We start from the raw sequence: 25,131 nt of genomic DNA on the forward strand, positions 1-25,131 counted from the left end.
AAAGGCCAACGATAGTGAAGTCGTTGGCCTTTTTTATTGCTCGTCTGTATAAGCGATGATAGCCATCATAGACGACAACTATTTATAATCTTATAACCTACAACCTATGATTGCAGACGAAAAAAAACGAACCCAAAGGCTCGTTTTTTTATCCTGCTCTATTTATCTATAAAAGACAAATTAGATAGCAACGATGTTATGTGCTTGTGGGCCTTTTTGGCCTTGAGTTACAGTGAACTCAACTTCTTGGCCTTCAGCCAAAGTTTTGAAACCTGAGCCTGAGATTTCGCTGTAATGAGCGAAAACGTCTGCGCCGTTTTCTGGAGCGATGAAACCAAAACCTTTAGCTTCGTTGAACCACTTAACTGTACCTTTTTGAACGTCTGACATAGTCATAACCCTGATATTTAATTTATTTGTGGTCTAACAGACCGATAACGCTTGCAAATAGCTACTGAACGATAAATATTAAAACGAAGGATTATAACTAATACTACGAGGTAATGATTTGGTGCAGAACTGCTCTTAAGCTTGAAAGTATTATAGGGGGAACATCCTAGTATCGCAAGCCTTATCTCAGGTTTTATGTAACTGGACTTAACTATTGCCCTATATATTGGCGACTTTATTTGGCATTTGGCAGACGAAACAAATAGACGGCAACCCCGCTACAGACCAGTGCTACCAGCCATGCCGCCCATGTCATATCAGCGGGCAGACGATAAAACAACATAATAGTTGACGCGGCCATCATGACCGTTGCCAAAACCTTGGCATAAAGCGGCACGGCATGATTTTCTTCCCAATCGCGGACGTATTTGCCGAAGTATTTGTGATTGATTAGCCAAAAATGAAAGCGCTTAGAGCTACGCGCCCAGCAGCCTGCTGCAAGTAGTATAAAAGGCGCAGTCGGCATCACGGGTAGCAAGATGCCGATGAGACCCAGCACAAAAAACAACCAGCCTAATATGACAAATGTCCAACGCACCGTTGGGCTGTGGTGCTGATTGGTCTTTGGGCGGTAGTAGAAGTGCTTTTTTTGGCTCATAAAGAATGTCGTTGGATAGTGTCAGATAGTCAGGTTTTGGCCGGCAAATTTATGACAAAGACGGCGGCTGATAGAACTCACTAAGGATGCCGTATCAGGAGACAGGCTACAAGACTATTTTTATGAGGGTTTTGCTATCAATCGGTATGTTTGGTTAGTGATTGGGTAAGTACCAATGACAAATACTGCGCTCTTCTACTAACACGTCGATTGCAAGCGCTTATAAGATTGAAAGCGCTTATAAAAAGCCGTCACAAATGAGAACTGTTATAAAGGGCGGTTAACGAGCGTCAGTCATCACCTTTCATTGTCATTCCTGATACGCTTGCATCACCGCTTACAAGTCGTCTATAGTAGAACCTCAATAAAATTGATGCAGCATAGGAAACGCGCTCGATTAAATGCTACTTTTCTTGCTTGCTGTGACTGCGTCTCCAGAGGCTGCGAAAAATAGCGTTTAATCTTGCTATACCATTTTTATAATGGTTTCACTATATGATAATGCAGTAGCCATCAATAATAGTCATTAGCAGTACTGATCAAAACTAATGCAGCACCACTCAATCTTGTCGGGGTGCTTTGCTTTTAACCTTGTAACGATTGTTAAAACCATCGCTGAGACACACCCGTGAACCTGAAGCAGTTAGCACTGACGTAGGAAACAAGCGTGACACTTTTTAATGAATCTTTTGGCCATACGTTCATGGTGATGGCGTAGCTGACTTTGAGAGTTTGCCTTTCTTGTTTTGCCTTTTTTGTTTTATTTAAACAGCATCAGTCTGATTGTTTTCTATCATTAAAAAGGAAACAACCATGCAGCCGACCACCAAATTGACCCTTACCCTCGAATGGTTTTTAAACCCTGATCACCTGCCCTTTATCGCGGGTGTGACCACAGGCGCATATGAGCAGGCAGGGCTAGATATCACTATCATTGAGCCTGATGACCACTATGATGGCTTTGCTGAATTGCAAAACCAAAGTATCGATCTGCATATAAATGAGCCGATTCATCTGTTTGAGCATTACGCGCCGAATCTGCGTGCGCTTGGCTCCTTTTTTGAGACCGATGGCGGCATATTGATGCAGCAGTCCAGTATGGATAAGCTCAAGAACAATCAGCCGATTCACATTTGTACCCCAGCGGCTGAAGGAAAAACCAATCGCATTGGCTTTGAGATATTAGCCCGCTATGCCAAGAAAAACGGCTTTAGTATCAGCCGTGATAATGTGACCTTTGTGCAAAAGGACTTTTACCATATAAAAAACCTGCAAGAAGACCCAAGCCTTGATGGCGCTTGGCTGTGCTTTTATAACTTTGAAGGCGTTGAAGCAACTCATGAAGGCCTAGACTTTACGTTTATCGATCAGCACCTGTCACCTTATCCGAATTTTTCGGCGTTAGAAATCCTCACAACTGATGAGATCTATAACGCGAAAAAAGACGCGATAGATACCTTTATCCAAGTGACCAATCAGATGACGGAGCTGTGTAAAAATGATCCAGAGACTGCCCACCATATGTATTACAACTATAGTAAAACTGAGGCGGACGCGCTGATGGATGCCATCATTGATAATACGTTAGGCAGATTGATTACACCGATCACACCTGATTTAAGTAAATGGCAAGAGCTACGCGAGATGCTGACCGAGATCGATATTGTGACCTTAACCGATGAGCAGTATCAATCGCTGTGGGTGCTGTAGGCGTTAAAATAGTTTGAGTAATAAAAAACCGCCATCGTTTTACTGTGGCGGTTTTTTATTTGGTGATGATAGAATAATTAGATTACTACTGCACGATACCAAGTTGCTTGGCTTCTTTAAGCCAGCTTGGGAACTCTTCTAGCATATTTTCATACAAGGCTTCTTCGCTAATGTCATCCAAATCATCGAGTTCAAAAAAGTCGCAATTATCAACCACGCGCCCTGCCATGTCGTCTAGTTTTTTTAGAATGCCATAACCACGACCACCCAAGCCCACAAACTGCCAAAATATCGGCAGTTTCGCCGCTTCCGTCATAACTCTTGTAATACCGCGATTGTCATTCACCCCGCCATCACTGATAAATAGCACGTAGATAGGCACATCTAAGCCGTCTTTTTGATAAAACTCCGTCACGGCTTTCATGACCTCTGCTTCGTTATTAACGCGTGGACCAAGTGCCCATTTGCGCCAGCCGCCATGAGCGTTGTCAATAAAATCATCATAGTTGCTCAGTCCAATCTCGCCCAAATACTGCGGATCTCGGGCAAACGCCCAGCAGTCTAGTGCTTGGTCATCATCGAAGCTCACTGCCAATGGCAATATGCGATTGACTACCTCTTGCACGCGGCCTTGTTTATATTGTCTGTTCATTGAGCCTGAGGCATCTAGCACCAACGCTACTTTTGCGGTTAATTGCTGCAATTGGCGTTTCTCAAGCGAGATGGTGACTTTTTTGGCAAGATTCACCAGTTTTGGGGCTTTGTCTAGTATGACCTTTTCTAAAGGGACTTTTGAGGTATTGATCTTGGCTGGGGCAATGGTTTGTGCAGGCACAGTATCACTATGATCTTCCGCTACGTCACCGCCAAAATGCTGCACGATGGCAGCAAGTCCACCATTAAAGCCTTGCACGACGTTGGAGACTCGCCACACGCCACCCTTACGATACAGCTGCATCAGCATACTAGCTTGCTGCTGGGCAAAATCTGCTGCTTGATACGCTGCCTGTACCTTTTGCGATTGTTGCCAAAGGCCAATCTCTAACGATTGAATTTGATTGAGCGGCGTGTCGGCTGATAACACAAAAAACAAGCTGTCTATATTCGCAGACAGTTTGGATAAATTCACTTCAAATTCGGCTTGGATACCTTTATTCGCCGTTGGCTGCGACTCGTAATGGGTGAGCTTGATTTGTCCGCAAGGTGAGGTTGGGTGATTATAAAACACCATGTAATCATCATTGATCAGTTTGCCCGCTGCGTCTAAGGCAAAGCAGCTGATGTCCATCTCGATTGGGCTTTGGCGAGTGAATTTGAGCGTGATTGGTGCGGTCTCGTCAATAGCAAGGTTGCTTAAAGGAGCGCGTTGTCCGACGGTAAGATGGTTCATGGTGTTCCTTAACGTTGAGTGTTATTCCTTTAAAGATAATAGACTAATTACTGGTATTAAAAAACCGTTACAGCATGATGCGGTAACGGTTTTTCCGCTCTAGGCAAGCTAAAAATTAATTTTTAGTTATTGAAAATTAATTATCTATCCGACTCTTTAAACTTTCAATCTGTAACTAACATCTTAATCATACTTTGGTGGAATTACTAGAAAACTCTTCAATTCTAAAAAACTTATCATTTTGATGAAGCTCTATAGTCAATTCCACCTAAAAGTGTTATAAACTAATTATCAAATTCAATTGTTATTATAAAGACCATGACTTACTCACTAGATTTTCGTATGCAAGTACTAAAAAGCTTAGACGAGGGTATGACCTTTGCCGAGGCGGCTGAGTTTTATAATCTGAGCCCAACCACCATACAGAACTGGAAGCGGCGTATTCATAGCAAAACAACCAGGCAAACCAAACCCTATAAAATACCAGATGACGTGCTACTTAATGATGTCAAAGAACATCCCGACGATTACCAGTATGAGCGAGCACGTCGTTTGAACTGTAGTAAAACAGGCATTCATCATGCCCTAAAACGGCTTGGTATCAGTCAAAAAAAAGACCTTAGAACATCCAAAAGCCTGTCCGATTAAAAGAGCGATATATCACAGTAAGCTTGATATCTTTAAACAACAAGGCTATCCCATTGTTTACATGGATGAAAGCGGCTTTGAGTACGAGACTATTCGCTCTCATGGGTACACATTAATTGGTACACCTTGTATTGATAGCTACAATTGGCAAGGTAAAAAGCGAACCAACGTTATCGGTGCTCTCTATGAAAAGATGCTGTTTGCACTAGATTACTTTAAGCACAACATTAACAGCAGCATATTCTACAACTGGTGCAAACAAACCCTAATCCCAAGTCTTAAAACCAAATGCGTGATTGTGATGGATAACGCTCGATTTCATAAGAAGAAGCGCATTCAAAAGCTACTGAATAGGCATGGTCATCGTATTCTATGGCTGCCACCGTACAGCCCTGATTTGAACCCTATTGAAAAGAAATGGGCACAAGTAAAGTTTCTACGCCAAGGCTGGTTGGAAAACGACTTATCCAAGTTGTTTTATGATGTTTGTCCTAACCATAACAATTTTATTTTGAACTGACTATACAATAATGGCATCTTTAATTTCAGGATTTGTAAAACTATCAAACTTATCTTCGATAATAGGCAGTATTAATTGTCCATTGACCGTAAAAACCATCTCATATAGTTTTTCCAAATAAGATATATCAATAATCTCAACTTTATCTTGAGTAGCAAATCTTGGATAAGGTAATTTTATATCTTTATCTTGAATATATGCCATATAAGCTATATCAAAAGAGGCTACTAACATTTGCTTCTTACCACTACCAGTATTCTGTGTCAAAGAATCAATATTAAACTTAAACAAGGTTCTTTCTTCATTCGGAGAGAAGGTTACAAACCATTTTTCTTTATATAACTCATTTGAAAACCTAGAGAAATAACTGTTAAATTTTTGGAGATTAAGACTCTTGAACGTATTTATACTTTCCTCTAATTTAAAAGAAAGATCTTCTAAATTCTTCTCAGCGTTAATTTTATCTTTTGTTGCTTTTTTTAATTGATTTATTTGTGTTTCAATACTAGAAATATCCATTTTATATCTTTCGATTTCATTATTTAGTTCCGTATATTCCCTTAAAGAACCCATACTTCCCAACTTTTTAAGAACATTATTATATTGACTTGCAATACAAGTATATTCATCATTCAAAGCCTTATTTTCATTATCTTTACGTACCACCCTATCTCTTAGATAACTAATCTCTTTCGATAACATAGAGTTATGAAACTCTATAGTCTGTTTGAATTTTTTCTGTATATCAATATCTAAAACCCCTGCTTCTTTATACATATATTCAATAGTTCGAACATCATCTTTAAACAAGCTATCTTCAACTGCTTTGATTCTTTCAATTAAAGTATTTTTCTTAAGTACGACGCTATTGATTGAGTCTTTAATTTGATTTAGCCTGTCTTGTATAAGAAAGAGTTCATTTTCATCTTTCTCAAACTTGTCATCAATTTTAAAACTATCTCTTAACCCTTCTTTTTCTCTAACACTAACTCTAAGCAAATCTATTCTTTGCTCAAGACCTTCAGGAATTATAGAGTTTAAAGCTTTAAGATTTTTAGTTGCTTGTTGGTATTCAGAGTTCATAACAGCTTTAGTGCTAAGTAGATCAGGTAAGTTAAATCCAAATAGAAAAAAATGCACTAACTCGTAATCTTGTTGACTCGTGGCTTGATGAAGAAATTTTAAAATATTGAGCTATGCTGAAGAAACCGTACAACTAAACTTGGTAAACTAAGCACAATTATAGGAGTTTACCATGACCAAGAAATTAAGAACCTACAGTAACGAATTTAAAGCTGAAGCTGTCAAGAAGATAGCAGATAATAATGGCAATATCTCAGCTACTGCAAAGCAGTTAGGTATTGCCATGCAAACGCTATCAAACTGGCATAACAAAGCCAATCAAGGCAAGCTTGTTGGCACAGAGCAATATGATCCTGACCTTATGAGTGCTCTTCAAGAAATAAAGCAGCTCAAGCGTCAGCTCAAAGTGGCTGAAGAGGAGCGCGAGATTCTAAAAAAGGCGACCGCGTACTTCGCGAAAAACAGCCCGTAAAGTACGCTTTTATCAAAGACAATCGTCAGATATTTAGCACCACTACTATGTGCCGTGTATTAAGCGTTAAGCCCTCAAGCTACTACGATTGGCTAAGTCGTGACATCAGCGAACAGCAGGTACACCGCAATCAGTGCGAGCTACTAGTTAAAGCCGCTCACAGTGAAATGAAAGAACGTTATGGCGTAGATCGATTGCATGCTCATCTAAGCAAACAAGGCCACAACATTAGCCTGTATATGGTAAGAAGCATCAAAGAGGAACACGGCATCAAATGCCGTCGTCATAAGCGCTTTAAAGTCACTACTGACTCAAACCACAACAAGCTGGTCTATGACAATGTTTTAGATCAGAGGTTTGACGCTAAGCGTCCTAACGAAGCATGGGTCAGCGACATTACCTATATCTGGACTGCTGAGGGCTGGTTATATTTAGCTGGAGTGAAAGATTTATACACCAAAGAGCTTGTCGGCTACGCTATCAATAAGCGCATGACCGCTGATTTAGTATGCCGTGCACTCAATATGGCAATCAAGAACAAACGACCTACTCAAGGACTGATTGTTCATTCAGATAGAGGTAGCCAATATTGTAGCCATGCGTACCATAAGATTATCGAGCAGCATAAGTTTACAGGCTCAATGAGCGGCAAAGGTAATTGCTATGACAACGCACCTATAGAAAGCTTCTGGGGCGTCTTGAAGAATGAACTAGTATATCATCAAGATTATAAAACGAGGTTTGCAGCCATTAGCGATATCATTGGGTATATTGAGCTGTATTATAATCAGACTAGGATTCAAAAGGGCTTGGGCTATCGAGCGCCAAGACAGGTGTGGTTTGACTACTATCGTCAGGCTGCGTAATTAAAATCTCCCAAGTTTGGTTCTACGGATTTGACAGCATGGGTCATATTTGAAATTTGCTTATCGCTACGCCTTACAAACTTAGGTATAACCTGTCTAAAAGTTGGTTTAGTTACATCACTATTAAATAGTCTAATTTTTAATTGTAAACAAAATTTTTCAAAGCTTTTCATCTTCTCATTTTGAACAAAATTTACTATTTTAATAGGATTATTATTTATAGGATTATAAGTAATCTGCCTATACAGTTCAAAATCTCTTTCACTAGGTTTATCGAAATCTTCAACAAACGATAAATTAAACTTAACTTCATTTTTAGTTAAAAAATCTTTTACAGTAACATCAATTGCTCCCGACTCTTCTTCCGTATAAAATTCGGAAACCTTACCACCTAAACAAAAATTTATACATCGCATCAAGGTGGTCTTTCCTAGATTGACCCATGCTGTCAAATCCGTAGAACCAAACTTGGGAGATTTTAATTACGCAGCCTGACGATAGTAGTCAAACCACACCTGTCTTGGCGCTCGATAGCCCAAGCCCTTTTGAATCCTAGTCTGATTATAATACAGCTCAATATACCCAATGATATCGCTAATGGCTGCAAACCTCGTTTTATAATCTTGATGATATACTAGTTCATTCTTCAAGACGCCCCAGAAGCTTTCTATAGGTGCGTTGTCATAGCAATTACCTTTGCCGCTCATTGAGCCTGTAAACTTATGCTGCTCGATAATCTTATGGTACGCATGGCTACAATATTGGCTACCTCTATCTGAATGAACAATCAGTCCTTGAGTAGGTCGTTTGTTCTTGATTGCCATATTGAGTGCACGGCATACTAAATCAGCGGTCATGCGCTTATTGATAGCGTAGCCGACAAGCTCTTTGGTGTATAAATCTTTCACTCCAGCTAAATATAACCAGCCCTCAGCAGTCCAGATATAGGTAATGTCGCTGACCCATGCTTCGTTAGGACGCTTAGCGTCAAACCTCTGATCTAAAACATTGTCATAGACCAGCTTGTTGTGGTTTGAGTCAGTAGTGACTTTAAAGCGCTTATGACGACGGCATTTGATGCCGTGTTCCTCTTTGATGCTTCTTACCATATACAGGCTAATGTTGTGGCCTTGTTTGCTTAGATGAGCATGCAATCGATCTACGCCATAACGTTCTTTCATTTCACTGTGAGCGGCTTTAACTAGTAGCTCGCACTGATTGCGGTGTACCTGCTGTTCGCTGATGTCACGACTTAGCCAATCGTAGTAGCTTGAGGGCTTAACGCTTAATACACGGCACATAGTAGTGGTGCTAAATATCTGACGATTGTCTTTGATAAAAGCGTACTTTACGGGCTGTTTTTCGCGAAGTACGCGGTCGCCTTTTTTAGAATCTCGCGCTCCTCTTCAGCCACTTTGAGCTGACGCTTGAGCTGCTTTATTTCTTGAAGAGCACTCATAAGGTCAGGATCATATTGCTCTGTGCCAACAAGCTTGCCTTGATTGGCTTTGTTATGCCAGTTTGATAGCGTTTGCATGGCAATACCTAACTGCTTTGCAGTAGCTGAGATATTGCCATTATTATCTGCTATCTTCTTGACAGCTTCAGCTTTAAATTCGTTACTGTAGGTTCTTAATTTCTTGGTCATGGTAAACTCCTATAATTGTGCTTAGTTTACCAAGTTTAGTTGTACGGTTTCTTCAGCATAGCTCAGATTGTTACTGCTTCCTGTATCATTATTATAGCCTACTACTAAATTCAAGCCTTTTTTGAATGATACTTCTCTTATTACTCTGTTAGTGGAAGTGCTAATCACTAATTCTTTCAGATACATAAGTAATCTCTCCTTCCTCGTTACCAGTTATAACTCCAATCATAAATAACCAGTCTAGAACAAGCATAAACCTGCTAAAGGGTATAGATTTATGTTCATTGAATTTCTGATAGAGTAAACTCAAATGCACATTGCTAAGGTTAGACTCTACCATTAGCTTGATTAAGGTAGAACCTAGGTAATACAATGATGCATCGGGTCTATCTTTACTAAGTATTAGCATTGCTTACTCGAAATTTATAGGAGGTTTATCAAATATTTTACATTTAGCGAATACATGAAATATTACATAGTCCACATGATTGATCTCATCAATAGAAAGTTTTCCTGTATATACGCTTCTCAGTTCATTAGAAATTTCTGTATCTAAGCTAAAGATTAGTGCATCAGGAGAAATGTTTTGACAACTCAATAGCCTATATTTTTTACATACATAATTGATTATAAGTTGTCTAACATCTGCAAACCCATTCATTTCTAGGTCTCTAAGTCTTGTCTCTACAACCGTATATCCATCTTTAAATTCATCATAATATTTATCGTAAATAGATATCTCATTATAAGAGATTTTCTTTTCAATGCTATATGTCTGATAATCTTCGTTACTCAAACTAGCATCTTCTCTTTTTTCAATATTTAAAATATTCATTAAAAGATTCTGTATAGCAGAACCTTTTGGTTCAGGAACTTCATTGATAACTATATCTCTTTCAGCGTTAAGCTGATTACCATCTCCTGAATTTATATTAGTGACTGAAGGTCTATCAAACATAATTATTTTTTATCCGTATCATTGAGATTGATATCTCTTCCAGCATTATATTGACTCCCTTTGCCAGAATTAATATTACGAGAAATTTCTGCACGATGAGACTTTTTACTCGTATATTGCTTAATCAATACCAAACCAAGTATGCCTAGAACAACACTCAAGATTCCTAGCCAATTGTCTAAGATCCATTCCATAATATTTTAGTCCATCTGAGAAATTTTCAAAATCTCGAATTTAAATTAAACGACATATAGTGTCTCGTTGTGTAAAAACATAACCTACTAGTGAAGTATAACGGTAATACTATAAAAACTGATAATTATATCTTTGAATTCAAGTCTTACTATATGCTGGCTTCACTCCTAAACCACGATTGATAGAGCGGGGTTAGCTACATAGTTAAAAACTACAACGCCTTCAACTGCTCCATCTGCGCTGTCATCGCCGCAAGCTGCCCTTCTAGCTCAGCCAGTTTCGCTTTCTTAGCATCGACCACTTCCGCAGGTGCTTTACTGACAAAGCCTTTATTGCCTAGCCTTTAGTTGTTTTGGTTATGAAATAAGTCATAAAAATACGAGATTTACCAATACTCAGGTTTTAGAATTGGTTTTTTTGCGGTAGGCACTTTATCAGGTAAGTGGCTATCTGCCAGCTCATCATCGGTAATATAGGAGCGTGTCCAGTTTGCATATTTGCTTAGCCTCTCATTCTGTGGGCGACGGCTATTAGCACGTATAGGGATAATAATGCCAATGACAATAGCATCTCCCATATCTTCCCTTAGCGCTCTAAGTGCGGGCTCGATATCAGTATCATTGGTGACAAAAACCACTTGCTGTGCTTTGTTCTGTATTGCATCTCGATAAGCGGTCAATGTAATGTTAACGTCGGTTTGCTTCTCTTCTAGACGCCATACTTCAACACGGTCACTTTTATCAGGTGGTTGTTTGTATCTGAGTAAGTTGCCCTTCTCCAGTGCATAGTACCCTTTTATAATTTTCATGTTACTAGGATACATTTTTTCGAGTGCTCTATGGTACGCCTGCTGAGCGTTTTGGGCAGCTTCTCCTTGCGTTGATATCTTCGACTTGATATCTGCGGTAAAAAAGTACACAGTCTCAATCACCGCATTTGGATCTTGTGCATGAATAATACGATTTGCAAATAGGTGGTATAAATCCAACCATTTATCATCACTGTGCTTTAAACAGCCATAAAACAGGTTATAGCCATCAATATATACATTGGTTTTCAAGTTTAACCGCCTAACTTTTTTGTCGATATAAAAAAACCGCTACAGCATGACACTGTAACGGTTTTTTTGCCCTATGCAAGCTAAAAACTTAATTTTAGATACTAAGGGTGAGTTGTAAATTTATTATATCTACCCCAAAGGTATTATGCAAATATATTTAGTGCGTTTATTTGCAATGAAATTACTAATTTACAACGCCTTTAACTGCTCCATCTGCGCCGTCATCGCCGTCAACTGCCCTTCTAGCTCAGCCAGTTTCGCTTTCTCAGCATCGACCACTTCCGCAGGTGCTTTACTGACAAAGCCTTCATTACCGAGTTTACGAGCGATACCGTCGGCTTGCTTTTGTAGCTTATCAAAAGATTTACCCAGACGTTTTAGCTCAGCGGTTGGATCGATCAGCCCTTTCATGGGTACAAGGACGCGTAGCTGGCCAACCATGCTCGATGACGACAGTGGCACTTCATTGCCTTCTTTGACGATATCCAAACTCTCAACTTTGGCAAGCGCTTTGAACTGGTTTTTGATACGTGATAGACGCGCTTCTTCATCGGCAGAGACGTTTTGTAAGAGTACTGGCAGACGTACGGCGTTACCCAGTTTCATCTCACCACGGATGTTACGGACGCTAGCAATCAGCTCTTGTAACCATGCCATATCCGCTTCGGTCTGCTCACTGATTTGGCTGGCTTCAGTTTGTGGATAGTCAGCGACCACGATGCTGTCGGTGTTTTTGCGACCCAGTAGCGGCGCGATGGTCTGCCAGATTTGCTCAGTCAGATACGGCATGATTGGATGGCTAAAGCGTAGCGCCGTCTCTAATACGTGCAGTAGTACATAGCGGATTTGCGCTTTACGCGCATCCGTCACCGAGTCATCATTTAGGCTGGCTTTGGCAAGCTCCACGTACCAATCACAGTACTCGTTCCAGATAAACTCATAGATATCTTGGCTGACCATATCGAGACGATACTGGGCGAAATGCTGATGAATGTCTTTGATACTAGAGTTCAGACGACTCATGATCCATTTTTCTGGTAGTTCCCATACGTCAGGGTTCGCCGTTTGGTCGATAGGCTTGGCATTGCTGTCACCATCGACACAGTTCATTAGGACAAAACGGCTGGCGTTCCAGATTTTATTACAGAAGTTACGATAGCCCTCAACGCGTTTCAGATCAAAGTTGATATCGCGACCGGTACTGGCTAATGAGGTAAAGGTAAAGCGCAGCGCATCGGTACCGTAGGCTGGGATACCCTCTGGGAACTCTTTACGTGTTTGTTTTTCAATCTTAGCCGCGTCTTTTGGATTCATCATATTGCTGGTGCGTTTTTCGACCAGCGCTTCTAAATCGATACCGTCGATTAGATCGATCGGATCTAAGACGTTACCTTTTGATTTTGACATTTTTTGACCGTTGCCATCACGGACGAGACCATGCACATAGACGGTCTTAAACGGCACTTGCGGCGTGCCGTCTTCGTTTTTGACAAAATGCATGGTCAGCATAATCATGCGCGCGACCCAGAAGAAAATAATATCAAAGCCCGTGACCAAGACGCTAGTTGGGTGGAAAGTCTCCATCACGCGTGGATCGGCGTTGACGTCTGCCCAGTCAAGCGTACTGAACGTCCATAGACCCGAGCTGAACCACGTATCGAGCACGTCATCATCTTGGCGCAATACCACATCATCGCTTAGGTTGTATTTAGTGCGTACTTCCGCCTCATCACGCGCGACATACACCTCACCTGTCGCATCGTCATACCATGCAGGGATACGATGACCCCACCACAGCTGACGGCTGATACACCAGTCTTGCAGATCGGTCATCCATGCCATATACATGTTTTTGTACTGGGCAGGGACAAACTCGATGCTGCCGTCTTCTACCGCGTCAATCGCAGGCTTGGCAAGCTCTTTGACCGCGACATACCACTGATCGGTCAACCATGGCTCAACGATCGTACCGCCACGCTCAGCGCGCGGGGCTTTAAGTGCGTAGTCCTCAATGTCTTCTAGCCAGCCCTGATCGCCTGCTTGCTCAACAAGGAACTTACGCGCGGCAAAACGCTCAAGTCCGGCGTACTCGCTAGGCGTAGTCTCTAGCTCTGGCTCACGTGTCTGCAAATCAGGATAGACTTCCATCGCTGGCAAAATGTTGGCGCGCTCATCGAGAATATTGATGAGTGGCAAGCTATGACGACGACCCAATTCATAATCGTTAAAGTCATGCGCTGGGGTAATTTTGACACAGCCTGTACCGAAGTCGCTCTCGACATAGTCATCAGCGACGATAGGCACGACGCGACCCGTGATTGGCAAAGTAATGGTTTTGCCGACCAAATGTGCATAACGCTCATCGCTAGGATTGACGGCGACAGCCGTATCACCAAGGAGTGTCTCAGGACGGGTGGTTGCGACGACCAGATAGTTTTTGCCATCTTGAGTGGTTAGGTCTTTATCGGTGAAATGGTAGCGGAAATGCCACAAGCTGCCTTTTTCATCGTGGTTTTCGACTTCAAGATCTGACAGCGCAGTTTGGAATTTTGGATCCCAGTTGACCAAACGCTTACCACGATAGATAAGACCATCGTCAAACAGGCGTACGAATACTTCTTTTACCGCGTTAGACAAACCATCATCCATGGTAAAGCGCTCACGAGACCAGTCAACCGAGCTACCCAAACGACGAATTTGGCTAGTGATACTGCCGCCCGACTCTTCTTTCCATTCCCACACTTTATCGATGAAATCTTCACGTGTCATATCACGGCGGCGGATGCCTTGCGCTTCCAAGCGACGCTCAACAACCATTTGGGTTGCAATACCGGCATGATCCGTACCTGGTTGCCACAGCGTGTTGTCGCCATTCATACGGTGATAACGTGTGAGCGCATCCATGATTGCATTGTTAAACCCATGACCCATATGCAGCGAGCCCGTGACATTTGGCGGTGGCAGCGCGATAGAGAACGATTCATCTTTATCAAATGTTGGGGCAAAATAGCCGCTTTCTTCCCAGCCTTGATACATACCTGCCTCGACTTGTGCAGGGTTATAGGCGTTTTCTAATTGATTGAGTGCCGCTTGAATAGAGGCAGTTAGGTTATGGTTACTCATAATGGCATTATCTTTTATTGATTGAATGTGATCAAAGTTAATTGAATTAAAGAGAATATAAAAATTAGGAAAATAATGAATAGAGTGATTTTAACGCAGATAGGCAGATTTTGTTAGATGGTAAGGCAATTTATAAAGCCTGAAGGTCATTTTTCATGCCGTTATCGAACAATTAATAACCGCAATTGGTTAAACACTCAACAGAACCTACCACAGTCATACGCTAAAATAGCATCGATAGCGTTGTATCAGCTCTATCCATATACCAGCCGACCAACAGTGAATCACCCTTGTCCCAAAATAACAGACCTAACCAAAGCCGTCGTCAGGATGCTCAGGATATCCTACCAGATAGCGCGCGCGTGAGTACCACCAGTCATTCATCTCAGGATGATGATGTAAGCGATCCTCATAAAAAAGACAATATGGCGCACAGTCATACGCTACAGCACAGTCACACTCCTGAAAACAACGATATAGATATTCATACGCATAGCCACGCAGATGATCATATAAAAGCCACCGAAGATTTAGACAATGATGACCTGCCAGAAGAAATCAGCGACGAAGACAAAGAAACCATTAAAAAGTTGCCAGTGACGATAATTTAAGCCAAGCGAAAAGCTATGCCAGTATTTTGGTGGAGCAAGTCATCCATGCCAAAGAAACCTTTGAGCGCTCGCTTGGCTCGCTGTTTACCAGCGCCTTTACAGCTGGGCTTGAGATTGGTATCAGCTTTTTTGTGATTTTATCGGCGTTTGCCTTACTTAATGATGTGCTGCCGAGTCGCTATGCGATGGTACTGTCCTCCCTGCTCTATCCGATCGGCTTTATTATCGTGGTGATTGGTCAGTCGTTATTATTCACTGAGCAGACCTCCCTACTCAGTCTACCTGTGCTAAACAAGATTGAACCACTGCATAAGCTGCTGCGTCTATGGGGCATCGTTATCGCTGGTAACATCGTCGGTGGCTGTTTGTTTGCCGCTTTAATAATTGGTTTGGGGCTGCATATGCATCTGTTTACCGACCATGCTATCGATGCTTACGCTGAGCATATCTTAGGGTTTGAGTGGTGGGTCATCTTTGGTAGTGCGGTACTGGCAGGTTGGATGATGGGCGTGGCGGCATGGCTAGTCACATCTGCACGCGATACCCTTAGCCGTATTGTTTTGGTTTCCATTATCACTGGTAGTATCGGGTTTTTGGGTCTGCATCACAGTATCGTTGGCAATATTGAAGTGTTTTCAGCATTGCTGTATGGCAATACGGTCAGCCTATGGCACTATTTGATATTTTTAGTCGTGGTCTTGGTGGGCAATACGGTCGGCGGCGTGGTATTTGTCGCGGTACTCAAAAACCGCACATTCTTGTTTGAAATTGAAAGGGTCAAAGAGCAGGCCGCTGAGGCACGAGCAGAAGTAGATAGGCGCAGATTTTAGCGTTGAGCGATGCTATCCGTATTGAATCAACCCACACACTTTAAGAAACCATGATAAATATAACAGCCCACAATAACTCTCATCATAAAAAGTATATTGTGGGCTTATTTTATTGGGTCGTGCACTGCGTACTTAGCAATGCACTGCGGCTTACATTCTGATTAAACTACATTCTTCTTGCAGCCAATACGCTATTTTCTCTGTCTACTCTATTCGCTTTATTGTGTTGCGCGGTAAATACTCTGACCATGATACCTGCGGTTAAGAACATGATTAGCGTATAAATAGCTGGAGTCAACGACATCTTATAGTTAGCGAGCAGCGTCAATGCCATAAACATCGACAGCGTACTGTTTTGTAGACCCACTTCCATGGTGATTGATCTTCTCTGCGCAGGATTTAGACCGAACCATTTACTGGTGTAATAACCAAGCGCCATCGTCGATACGTTCAATATAAGCGATACAGGGCCAGTGGCAACTAAGGCCTCGACCAAAATATCTCTTTGCACATATCCTAAAAAAATTACCAAGAAGCTCAAAAATATCACACCAAAACGAGACACCATCACCTGTGCCTTATCGGCGAAGCTTGCCGCATAGCGTTTGATGAGCATACCAATACTAACTGGCAGTATCGTCAGAGTAATCAAGCTGATCATGGTCTTGGCGACTGGCAACTGAAACTCACTACCAGCACCCATGAAGTACACGAGCGAAAAACTCAGCACGATAGGAATGGTAAAGACGGTGATAACACTGGCGATCGCCGTCATCGTGACCGAAAGCGCGACATCCCCTTTTGCCAAATAAGTAAATAAGTTAGATGTCGTGCCACCAGGACACAGTACTAGCAGCATAACGCCAACGGCATACTCAGGCTCGAGTGACATGAAAGTTGCCAAGGCAAAACCGACCAATGGTAAGAATAGTAGCTGATTGGTCAGTCCGATTGCGACTGCTTTGGGATATTTGACGACTCTTTTAAAGTCATTGGTAACTAAGGACAACCCCATTCCCATCATGATCAAAAAAATACTAATGGGAATGACTTTTGAATTGACAAACGTGATTAACTCCACACCTTCCATAACTACATCCTTGTAGATATAACCCTTACACGGGCAGGTTTATGACAACGTTATGATGCTCAATCAGCCAATCCTGCTGATATCTTGGGTAAAAGCCACCGACATTGTCAGCGTTTTTATACGACACTTTGTACACAACACTTTTTGGAATCATCACTACTGACATACACCCAAAAAATGTCGAAACATTGAAAGTCAGTATATCGTTGTAAAAGTGTATGTATTTGATTTTTCTGACTACTGGTCAGTCAGCGTTGGGTTTTGTGCTGCGACAACCACAGAGGAGAATCTAAATAGCAGCGCTACGAGGTATTAAGAGATGCTAGGAAGTGCAGAAGGTACACGTGCAGGCGATGTGTGTGTAGCAGAAACGATAGGTGTGTGATCAGTACTGATGACCGCCGTGCCATAAGCAATGGCTTCTACCATACTGCCCAATTGGTTGATGTTAGTGACTTCTAGACGTACACCATAAATATGAGTATAGCCTTTGGCTTTCGCTTGTGTACGCATACGGACGATTGCCTCACGGCGCGCGCGATCAAGCAGGGTCTCATAGGTGGTTAGGTTTTTGCCAAAGAGACTAAGCACGCGAGCAATAATCATCTTAAAGTAATCTTGAGCAATAACGACGCTGCCAAGAACTAGCGCGCCCTCACTACCGACAGCCAGCTCAGGACGGTAGAAACGCTCGCTTGAAACCGTAATATCCCCTAGCGCCTGCTCTGCTACTGTTAGCTGTGCCAAATGCTGACGCTCGTAACGCGACCCAAAAAACCAACCAGCGGCGAATAAAAAGATAAACGGCCCATAATTGATAAGCACTTGCGTGAGTGAGTCATTCATGGGACGTTTCTCATTATAAAAATCATTACGGTTTTTAGCATTGTGTTTTTTAGTGCTACAGCTTTTAAAGCGCTAAGATCAACCAAAAGGGTTAAAACGCGGTAGATCATCTGGCGCAGTCTGGACTTGAGGATTGGGTGTTTGACCGGACGGATAGTGATTATCGCTTGGTGGGTTCTGGAGCTGCTGCGATACTGGTACCGCTTTGACCGCTGTTCCATAAACAAACAGCTCAGAAGCCCCTTGGGCGATACTAGAGGTAGAGAAACGCAAGCCGACGACAGCATCGGCACCAAGCGCTTCTGCCTTGACCACCATACGATCGATCGCTTCTTGGCGTGACTCTTCCAACAGCTCGGTATAAGCGGTCAGCTCGCCACCAACGATGTTTTTTAGCCCAGCAAATAAGTCTTTGCCCACATGCTTTGAGCGCACTGTACTGCCATACACAACATCTAAGCGCTCGGTAATTTGATAATTGGGTAAGTGTTCAAGATTGGAGAGTTGCACAGCCATAGTAAGACCTTATCGGTGACTTATAATGTATCTAAAAGAATGACCAGAGCTGCATGATGCAGTATAAATAAAAGACAGTACTATCAGCAGTACTGTCTTTTAGAATGACTAGTCATTGGTATGAAACAACAAAAACAGCTCGGTCAAATTGCCTTCGATGCTGTTGGCCATTTGAACCATCTTATCTTCATCGCGACGCATTGCTTCTAGCTCTGGATCTTCATCATCAATGCCGCTTAATACAATCATTGGTAAGGTCAACACAGCCACGTCTTCTGCTGTCTCTTCGTCTTCAAACCAATCACTTGCTTCATCGCCATACATGGCATCAACAAAACCAATCGACCAAGCCACAATATCTGACTCATCTGAAAAATCAACTGCCACTTCTTCGTCACCAGCATCTTCACCAAATGGCAGCTCAATCGGAGTCTCGTTTTTTAGCTCAGCCATGATCGAGTCACGCCAGCGCTTGATACCATCGATGACGTTTTCTGGAATCTCACTCACATGACCCTCAAAAAGCGCGTCCATCCAGTTCGGTAATGGGCGACCAATGACCGTCGCTGTCAAAAAACCATGCGCAGCGACACTATCGAGCACGAACTGGCTCTCTTGGTTATCCAAATAATCGAGCAGTTCATCAAAACTTAATTGGTTATTCATGGCTTAACAGTCCTTGAGAGATAGCCAACGTCAATCACAGTGATCGATCGGTTAAAGGCAAAAGGGTTTTAAAACAAAGGCTGCTTGAATAGTGAAAAACAAGCAGCCTTTACAACGTAAATATCATTCAATAGAGCGGGTTACACACGTTTATAAAAAGTAATAAACATCTAGCAACCTATATGACTGATTAGATGATGGTCAATCATTAGAGGACTTTAGTCAGCTTAGACAATGATGCCAATGAATTAAAAATCGTCGTCATCCCAATCATCACCATCTTCATCAAAATTGTCTATATCATCTAGATCATCTTTTAATTCTTTAGCCAAACGCTTCTCTTCTAGCAAATTATCGATCAGTCGACGCTTCTCAAGACTACTTAAACGCGTACGTACACTTGTCTCAGCTTCTTCAACCATCTTTGCGTCATCATCGTCGACAAAATCATCATCAAAATCGTCGTCAATATCAGCGTCACTCATGACAAACTCCTATCATTTTTAGGCAAGGGTATTAAATATACATCAATATATATATGCCTTATAAAGTCTCTATTGAAAGTTGTCAATCCTTTTTCTTAATATGTCACATTTCAGCCTGAGTACCAAGACTATGATATCAGTTATATAATGGACAATTGTAGTATAAATGAGCCATGTTAATACTGCTATGTCGCTGACTCATCTTCGTCTTCAATCATGAGCACGGCATTACGAACATCTGCCAAACGCTGAATCATCGCGTCGTTCCCGCCATCGAATATCGCACACTCGCGCTCGTAGACAGTGGTTGGGCGCATGATGCTATGGACCTGTACATGATTGCTGATTTGTTTGAGGCCAGCAGCTGGCAGCAATATCAGCAGTTGCTCTTTTTTACCGATGCTCTGTAGTAGATGGGTCATGGGCTCTGACTGCGCCTCATCACTCACGCCTGCTTTTGCTGGTAGTGCAAAGCGCGACAGCTCGATATGCTTGTCATGAATGATTTTATTGAGCATCAAGTACAGCTTGGCAAGCATGACCCCAGCCAGTGCTACTTTGGCATGGCTGTTGTCCGCTTTTAGCACCACGCTTGCACCATTGTCCTCAAAGTGTGCCTCATTGGTCGCACTGACACCCAGTAGTAATGGCTGTTTGAGTAGTTCGGTCACCGCTTGATTGAGCAGCTGCGTGCATAGCGCTAGATAAGGCAGGCGCTGCGCCGGTGCAAGGCGCTCAAGCATATTGAATTCATCATGAAAGAGGATTTGCACTCTCACGCTATCGACTGCGCGTGTGGCAGACAATTTAGACGTCTGACCACCAGATTGCGAACTATGACTATGACGCTTTGCGGTGCTAACAACCTTGTCTTCAATATCGCCTTCAGACGTAGCTGTTAGACTGCCAGTTTCGTCGCTGCTGCTTTGGTTTTGCTGTGTTCTTAGGTACTCATTGACTTCGTTATGTACATTGAATGTGCGTGCGTTCGTTACTTTATTCTCTGTAACGCTTTCAGAAGCACCACTAGATAGTCGAGCATCAGCTGGGTTGTTAACTGTGCCGCCTGTGCCGCGCTCAAGGTCACGGCTGTAGCCGCTCTGATCGCCCTGATTGTACTGCTCGCGATACAAGTCCTGAATATTACGGCTCAGCGCACTGATTTGCTCTTTGGTCGGACGAGCAAGATAGCCATAGATTAACCACAGTAATAAATGCAGCAGCATCGTACCGATCACAAACGGCCACTGCATCGCGATGATTTCACCTTTACTAACGTCTTTTAACGTCAGTGCAACGCTACCAATCACCGCATCGCCGTTAGTTGCGATTTGGCGAATCGTATCACCTTGCTGCATCGGCGCGTTGCCCACAGGCACCAAAATATCGTCTTTATTGTCTTTAATCAGTATTCTTGTTACGTCCTGCTCGCTGGTATAACGGTTAGCAATCACACTGAGACTGACACGGTCTTTGTTTTCTAAAGACAACCTTGCTTCATCAATCAGCTGGGCGACCATTTGCTCGCCTTTTAACGCACGACTTTTGCTCAGCTGCTGATCGGTACTGATGACCAATAACAACGTCTGCAAACAAAAACTAACCAGAAGAATAATGGCAAACAACCCTTGCCGCGGCGCTAAATACGTCATGATATGTTAAACTTTTTTGGAGAAAAGAAATTAAAAAACGAGTCTATTGCTCATTTTTTGGCTAATTTTTAAACAATTGTAATGCGCGAATATTGATCGATATTCACGGAAAATCGATAGTATTTCATTGAAATCAGTCATCATATAAAATGCTACTATGTAAAATGACACTTATTTATTGAGCTAAATTTGAACGATGATACTATCGCGCGCTGCCTCATGATTATCGCTGCTATTTTTGCCACAGCATCGTTACCAAGGGGTCAGTTTAAGTCATCTACTATATCACCATAATAAGCCTTATAGCGTTAGTCGATTTATAAATTTATCATAATAACTTTGTTGCATTTCAGCAGATTTTAGGCGCTGATAAGCATTTTTGAACACCCATGATACTTTGCATGTCATCTATAGGCGCTGCTCAGTAAAACTGTTATTATTCCCAATCTTATATGAGCATACAAGGGACAATTGAGCCATGCCAAAAAATACATCTTATTCGTTACCAAAAGACAGCAAAGCATGGCAACAAGCCGTCGACTCTATTGCAGAATTATTACCTGATGATACCAATCTGCGAGATTTTGATGCGCTACAGTCGCTGCCTGTTTTTGCGCTCATTGTCGTGCTGCCTACTCAAGTATCAGCGATGGACATTCATCAATATGTTCAGTCTTGGGTCGATGAGCAGCCAAGTTGGCATTTGGTGACGGTCGCTGAGGATACTGAGGCGAGCTTTGTTAATATTACGGTCTCTGATACAGAGCCAACGGCAGCCGATGCACAGCGTCTGCCCTTTACCAATGCTCAAGTATACCGCTATTTGTTGGTACCTGTGACCGATACGCTGATGCACCCTGGCAAAAAGACCGCCGCCGCTCACATCATTGACGATCAGCTGACCACTCGTCTGCGCCATGACTTGTCTGAAGAATACAACCGCACACGCAGTGCGGATAGTACAGGCAATCTAGACATCGTCGATTGTCACATCCTATCGGTCGGTCATATGCTACGTACTCACAAGCTTGCCTGTTTTGACATGGATTCGACGTTGATTGAACAAGAGGTCATTGTAGAGCTGGCAAAAACGGCTGGTATTGGTGAGCAAGTTGAAGCCATTACTGAGGCGGCGATGCGAGGTGAAATTGACTTTGATGAATCATTTGCTCAGCGCGTGGCCTTATTAAAAGGTATCTCTACCGATGTGCTTGATGATATTTGCAACCGCTTGACGTTATCGGTCGGTGCCCGTACCACCATTAGTGCGTTAAAAGCCTTGGGCTACCATACGGTACTGGTGTCTGGTGGCTTTACTTACTTTGCCCGCTATATCGCTGAGCAGTTAGGGATTGACGAAGTCCATGCCAATGCCTTAGATATCGAAGAAGGAAAAGTGACCGGTCACATACAGCTGCCCATTATAAATGGTGCCAAAAAAGCCGCGATTGTCGAGCATACGGCTGAGCGCTTGGGGATCGAGATGTCGCAAGTGGTCTGTGTCGGTGATGGTGCCAATGACTTGCCGATGATGGCGCTTGCCGATTTAGGAGTGGCTTATCATGCCAAGCCCATCGTGCAAGCACGTGCTGATGCCGCGATCAATGTGACAGGACTTGAGGGGACATTATATGCGCTTGGTTATCCAGCATTTGCCTCTACTAAATAAGCGCATCACCCCTTAGATTTCCGATAAACGGGATTGATGTCTGTCTCATTAATCCCGCTTTTATGCGTTAGCACATGTTTCATAAAATGATGTTGCTTTAATTTTTAAGTACGTTTCGTTGTAATAACGCCAGATATTTATTTTTAGATAACATTTATTCTCAGATAATAAAGGACTGTTCATGACGGCACCACAATCCCCACGGCCAAACCAGCCGTCAGTAGCAGAGCCATTAGACGCAAGCACGGTCCCCGTCTCTGTCCCTGTGTATACGAATAACCCAAAAGAGCTGCTAGGGGTTTATGTCAAAGGCATGGCGATGGGTGCTGCTGATATCGTTCCTGGTGTCTCTGGTGGCACTATTGCATTGATTGCAGGGATTTATGAGCGCCTGATTAATGCACTCGGTAGTATCGGCCCCAACCTTTGGCAGATATTTCGACAAGACGGCGGAATCAAAGGACTCGCTGCGGTATGGCGACAAGTTGATGCGACATTTTTATTGTGTTTGATACTTGGTATTGCGACGAGTTTTGCTACCTTGGCTGGTATTATCAAATATTTGCTAGACAATCAACCACTGCTTATTTGGTCGTTCTTTTTTGGACTGGTCATCGCAACGGTATTTATCTTATTAAGTGAGATTAAGCGCTGGAATATAGGACGTGTGGCGCTGTTTGCTGCCGGAATCATTGCTGCTGTGGTCATTAGTAGTCTGCCATTACTCGCGGCGACACCTAGCTTACCGTACTTATTTTTTGCAGGCGCGATTGCGATTTGCGCCATGATATTGCCTGGGGTCTCAGGGTCTTTTATATTGTTGTTGCTAGGTGCCTACGATACCGTATTAGAAGCCGTGCATACTCTTAACTTTACGGTACTATTAACTGTGATGGCGGGCATGGCAACTGGATTGTTATTATTTACCCGTGCTCTAAAATGGTTATTAGCCCGCTACTATCAAGCCACCTTGGCATTGCTGACCGGTTTTATTGCCGGCTCTTTGGTCAAGGTATGGCCGTGGAAAGTAGATGTATTAGGCGCTCTTAACAGCGAGGCGATCAATAACGTTATGCCATGGCAGTATCCTACTGGTCCCCACTGGCTGACCACAGTTGGTCTTATGCTACTCGGTGCTATTTTGGTGTCGTTACTATCTTGGTGGGGCAGACGGACCAATAAGGCTTAACTGTTGATCCTCCCTGTGTAAATATTTGATTAAAAAGCCTCTGTTTGAACCATTACAACGGCTCCTACCCTCCCCAATATAAGCGCCCTTTTTTGCGGCGCTTAGCCTACCAGCTAACGATTAAAAATCGTACAAGCTATCCAAAAAAAAGCAACCTTAATCTAAAAAATCAAACGTCAACGGTTGTCGCAAAGTCGCCTAGCGCCTCTTTAGCTTTGCTCAGCAACCTTCCATAATAGTCTCATTGGAGTTCACCTTATGAATAGCGAGATGAATGATGGCAATGACTATTTTTTCTTTTATTGGCGTAGAGATGTGGAGCAGCTCAGCATGGCTAGGCTATAGCTTGCTAGCAGGTATGATCGTGGCGCTCGCTCTATCATCGCAGCGTTGGCTGTTGCTATATTTATTTGGTGGTATGGTCTACTGGTTGGCTGTTGAGATGATACAGAATATCTTGGTAGGTCGTCCGATGCTATCTGCGCTTTCGGAATGGCACCGTTACGTCATCGCGATGGGAATCAGCTGGTTACCTTTGGCCGGCTGGGTACTATACCGAGCACTACGCTACGAGGATGTGAGTCATGCAGTCAGTCGGCAGCGCAAGTTAGAAGCGGCTCGCTATGTCGAACATACGCCTGTTTACGATGATGATTATAAGCCACGCTTTCATTGATACTGCCATACTGATATGAATACCCTACCCATAACAGTGATATTTAATGTTACAAGATACTTAACGCTTTCTACTTAACTCCTAAAGAGTTGAAATCACTCAGTAGGTTATAATCTAGTTATATGTTTATCATAAAAACTGGTATAAAGTACGATTTATTTTTATGCCCCATTCTTTAGG

The 25,131-nt window shown here is 42.7% G+C and carries 26 protein-coding genes and 1 pseudogene; 9 read left to right on the forward strand and 18 right to left on the reverse strand.

What is annotated here, in order from left to right; genetic code table 11:
• Positions 1–180: 180 nt before the first annotated feature.
• Positions 181–390: a transcription antiterminator/RNA stability regulator CspE gene (cspE, locus tag CUR83_RS11710; protein ID WP_025644841.1), complete on the reverse strand. Its 210-nt coding sequence runs from the start codon at positions 388–390 to the stop codon at positions 181–183.
• Between the two features lie 235 nt (positions 391–625).
• Positions 626–1,048 carry a YbaN family protein gene (locus tag CUR83_RS11715; protein ID WP_284719704.1) on the reverse strand — a complete coding sequence of 141 codons (423 nt, stop codon included), beginning with the start codon at positions 1,046–1,048 and terminating at the stop codon, positions 626–628.
• A gap of 813 nt (positions 1,049–1,861) precedes the next feature.
• On the opposite strand from CUR83_RS11715, the gene CUR83_RS11720 reads away from it, so the two are divergent.
• Complete coding sequence (locus tag CUR83_RS11720) at positions 1,862–2,758, forward strand: ABC transporter substrate-binding protein (protein WP_284719705.1); 897 nt, start codon at positions 1,862–1,864, stop codon at positions 2,756–2,758.
• Positions 2,759–2,843: 85 nt separating this feature from the next.
• Here CUR83_RS11720 and CUR83_RS11725 read toward each other — a convergent pair whose 3' ends face one another.
• Positions 2,844–4,148, reverse strand: coding sequence for a VWA domain-containing protein (locus CUR83_RS11725; RefSeq protein WP_284719706.1), 1,305 nt, complete (start codon positions 4,146–4,148; stop codon positions 2,844–2,846).
• A 318-nt stretch (positions 4,149–4,466) separates the two neighbouring features.
• On the opposite strand from CUR83_RS11725, the gene CUR83_RS11730 reads away from it, so the two are divergent.
• Entirely contained in the window at positions 4,467–4,796 is a 330-nt protein-coding gene (locus CUR83_RS11730; RefSeq protein WP_071002316.1) for an IS630 transposase-related protein, read from the forward strand.
• The gene (locus CUR83_RS11735) at positions 4,744–5,316 is read left to right on the forward strand and encodes an IS630 family transposase (protein WP_156770979.1); all 573 of its coding nucleotides are present in this window, start codon (positions 4,744–4,746) and stop codon (positions 5,314–5,316) included. The genes CUR83_RS11730 and CUR83_RS11735 overlap by 53 nt, the downstream gene beginning before the upstream one ends.
• Here CUR83_RS11735 and CUR83_RS11740 read toward each other — a convergent pair whose 3' ends face one another.
• Positions 5,317–6,399 (reverse strand): DUF2326 domain-containing protein, encoded by a 1,083-nt coding sequence (locus tag CUR83_RS11740; RefSeq protein ID WP_284719707.1) that lies wholly within the window; start codon positions 6,397–6,399, stop codon positions 5,317–5,319. It abuts the gene before it with no gap.
• Between the two features lie 172 nt (positions 6,400–6,571).
• Here CUR83_RS11740 and CUR83_RS11745 point away from each other — a divergent pair.
• A protein-coding gene (locus CUR83_RS11745; protein WP_284719421.1) for an IS3 family transposase occupies positions 6,572–7,737 on the forward strand; the annotation gives its coding sequence in 2 pieces (ribosomal slippage) (positions 6,572–6,830 and positions 6,830–7,737; 1,167 coding nt in all).
• Here CUR83_RS11745 and CUR83_RS11750 read toward each other — a convergent pair.
• From CUR83_RS11750 to CUR83_RS11780, 8 genes and pseudogenes are all read right to left on the reverse strand, one after another.
• Complete coding sequence (locus CUR83_RS11750; protein WP_284719708.1) at positions 7,725–8,189, reverse strand: hypothetical protein; 465 nt, start codon at positions 8,187–8,189, stop codon at positions 7,725–7,727. The two genes, CUR83_RS11745 and CUR83_RS11750, sit on opposite strands and share 13 nt — an antisense overlap.
• Before the next feature lie 30 nt (positions 8,190–8,219).
• Positions 8,220–9,385 (reverse strand): IS3 family transposase gene (locus tag CUR83_RS11755; RefSeq protein WP_284719421.1). Its coding sequence is split into 2 segments (ribosomal slippage): positions 8,220–9,127 and positions 9,127–9,385, totalling 1,167 coding nucleotides; the frame shifts between segments, so codons are not numbered across the junction.
• A 160-nt stretch (positions 9,386–9,545) separates the two neighbouring features.
• A complete protein-coding gene (locus tag CUR83_RS13475; RefSeq protein WP_425301308.1) occupies positions 9,546–9,794 on the reverse strand; it encodes an ABC-three component system middle component 6 in 249 nt (82 codons plus the stop codon).
• Between the two features lie 3 nt (positions 9,795–9,797).
• Positions 9,798–10,343 (reverse strand): hypothetical protein, encoded by a 546-nt coding sequence (locus tag CUR83_RS11760; protein ID WP_284719709.1) that lies wholly within the window; start codon positions 10,341–10,343, stop codon positions 9,798–9,800.
• A gap of 2 nt (positions 10,344–10,345) precedes the next feature.
• Positions 10,346–10,537 (reverse strand): hypothetical protein, encoded by a 192-nt coding sequence (locus CUR83_RS11765; RefSeq protein ID WP_284719710.1) that lies wholly within the window; start codon positions 10,535–10,537, stop codon positions 10,346–10,348.
• Positions 10,538–10,749: 212 nt separating this feature from the next.
• Positions 10,750–10,869, reverse strand: a pseudogene (locus CUR83_RS11770) (hypothetical protein); the annotation flags it as partial.
• 54 nt (positions 10,870–10,923) lie between these two features.
• The gene (locus CUR83_RS11775) at positions 10,924–11,598 is read right to left on the reverse strand and encodes an NYN domain-containing protein (protein ID WP_284719711.1); all 675 of its coding nucleotides are present in this window, start codon (positions 11,596–11,598) and stop codon (positions 10,924–10,926) included.
• A 189-nt stretch (positions 11,599–11,787) separates the two neighbouring features.
• On the reverse strand, positions 11,788–14,721 hold the full coding sequence (locus CUR83_RS11780) for a valine--tRNA ligase (RefSeq protein ID WP_284719712.1): 2,934 nt from the start codon (positions 14,719–14,721) through the stop codon (positions 11,788–11,790).
• Positions 14,722–15,011: 290 nt separating this feature from the next.
• Here CUR83_RS11780 and CUR83_RS11785 point away from each other — a divergent pair, with 290 nt between their 5' ends.
• Both CUR83_RS11785 and CUR83_RS11790 read left to right on the forward strand, forming a co-directional pair.
• On the forward strand, positions 15,012–15,332 hold the full coding sequence (locus CUR83_RS11785; protein ID WP_227674120.1) for a hypothetical protein: 321 nt from the start codon (positions 15,012–15,014) through the stop codon (positions 15,330–15,332).
• A 29-nt stretch (positions 15,333–15,361) separates the two neighbouring features.
• Positions 15,362–16,162, forward strand: a complete 801-nt coding sequence (locus CUR83_RS11790) for a formate/nitrite transporter family protein (RefSeq protein WP_227674151.1) — start codon at positions 15,362–15,364, stop codon at positions 16,160–16,162.
• 166 nt (positions 16,163–16,328) lie between these two features.
• Here the strand turns inward: CUR83_RS11790 and CUR83_RS11795 are convergent, their stop codons facing one another.
• From CUR83_RS11795 to CUR83_RS11820, 6 genes are all read right to left on the reverse strand, one after another.
• Entirely contained in the window at positions 16,329–17,252 is a 924-nt protein-coding gene (locus CUR83_RS11795; protein ID WP_212564161.1) for a bile acid:sodium symporter family protein, read from the reverse strand.
• Between the two features lie 312 nt (positions 17,253–17,564).
• Positions 17,565–18,098 carry a YbjQ family protein gene (locus tag CUR83_RS11800; protein ID WP_284719713.1) on the reverse strand — a complete coding sequence of 178 codons (534 nt, stop codon included), beginning with the start codon at positions 18,096–18,098 and terminating at the stop codon, positions 17,565–17,567.
• Between the two features lie 78 nt (positions 18,099–18,176).
• Entirely contained in the window at positions 18,177–18,614 is a 438-nt protein-coding gene (locus CUR83_RS11805; protein WP_284719714.1) for a YbjQ family protein, read from the reverse strand.
• Between the two features lie 108 nt (positions 18,615–18,722).
• Entirely contained in the window at positions 18,723–19,280 is a 558-nt protein-coding gene (locus tag CUR83_RS11810) for a UPF0149 family protein (protein ID WP_093069248.1), read from the reverse strand.
• A gap of 248 nt (positions 19,281–19,528) precedes the next feature.
• Positions 19,529–19,765 carry a PA3496 family putative envelope integrity protein gene (locus CUR83_RS11815; RefSeq protein WP_057761656.1) on the reverse strand — a complete coding sequence of 79 codons (237 nt, stop codon included), beginning with the start codon at positions 19,763–19,765 and terminating at the stop codon, positions 19,529–19,531.
• A 185-nt stretch (positions 19,766–19,950) separates the two neighbouring features.
• Positions 19,951–21,417, reverse strand: a complete 1,467-nt coding sequence (locus tag CUR83_RS11820) for a hypothetical protein (RefSeq protein ID WP_284719715.1) — start codon at positions 21,415–21,417, stop codon at positions 19,951–19,953.
• Positions 21,418–21,895: 478 nt separating this feature from the next.
• Here CUR83_RS11820 and serB point away from each other — a divergent pair, with 478 nt between their 5' ends.
• From serB to aciT, 3 genes are all read left to right on the forward strand, one after another.
• Positions 21,896–23,086 carry a phosphoserine phosphatase SerB gene (serB, locus tag CUR83_RS11825; RefSeq protein ID WP_284719716.1) on the forward strand — a complete coding sequence of 397 codons (1,191 nt, stop codon included), beginning with the start codon at positions 21,896–21,898 and terminating at the stop codon, positions 23,084–23,086.
• A gap of 181 nt (positions 23,087–23,267) precedes the next feature.
• Positions 23,268–24,275 (forward strand): DUF368 domain-containing protein, encoded by a 1,008-nt coding sequence (locus CUR83_RS11830; RefSeq protein ID WP_284719717.1) that lies wholly within the window; start codon positions 23,268–23,270, stop codon positions 24,273–24,275.
• Between the two features lie 283 nt (positions 24,276–24,558).
• A complete protein-coding gene (gene aciT, locus CUR83_RS11835) occupies positions 24,559–24,951 on the forward strand; it encodes an AciT family ciprofloxacin tolerance protein (RefSeq protein WP_227517140.1) in 393 nt (130 codons plus the stop codon).
• The last annotated feature ends 180 nt before the right edge of the window (positions 24,952–25,131 follow it).

Origin of the sequence: Psychrobacter pocilloporae (assembly GCF_029872915.1) — a bacterium.
GTDB lineage: Bacteria > Pseudomonadota > Gammaproteobacteria > Pseudomonadales > Moraxellaceae > Psychrobacter > Psychrobacter pacificensis.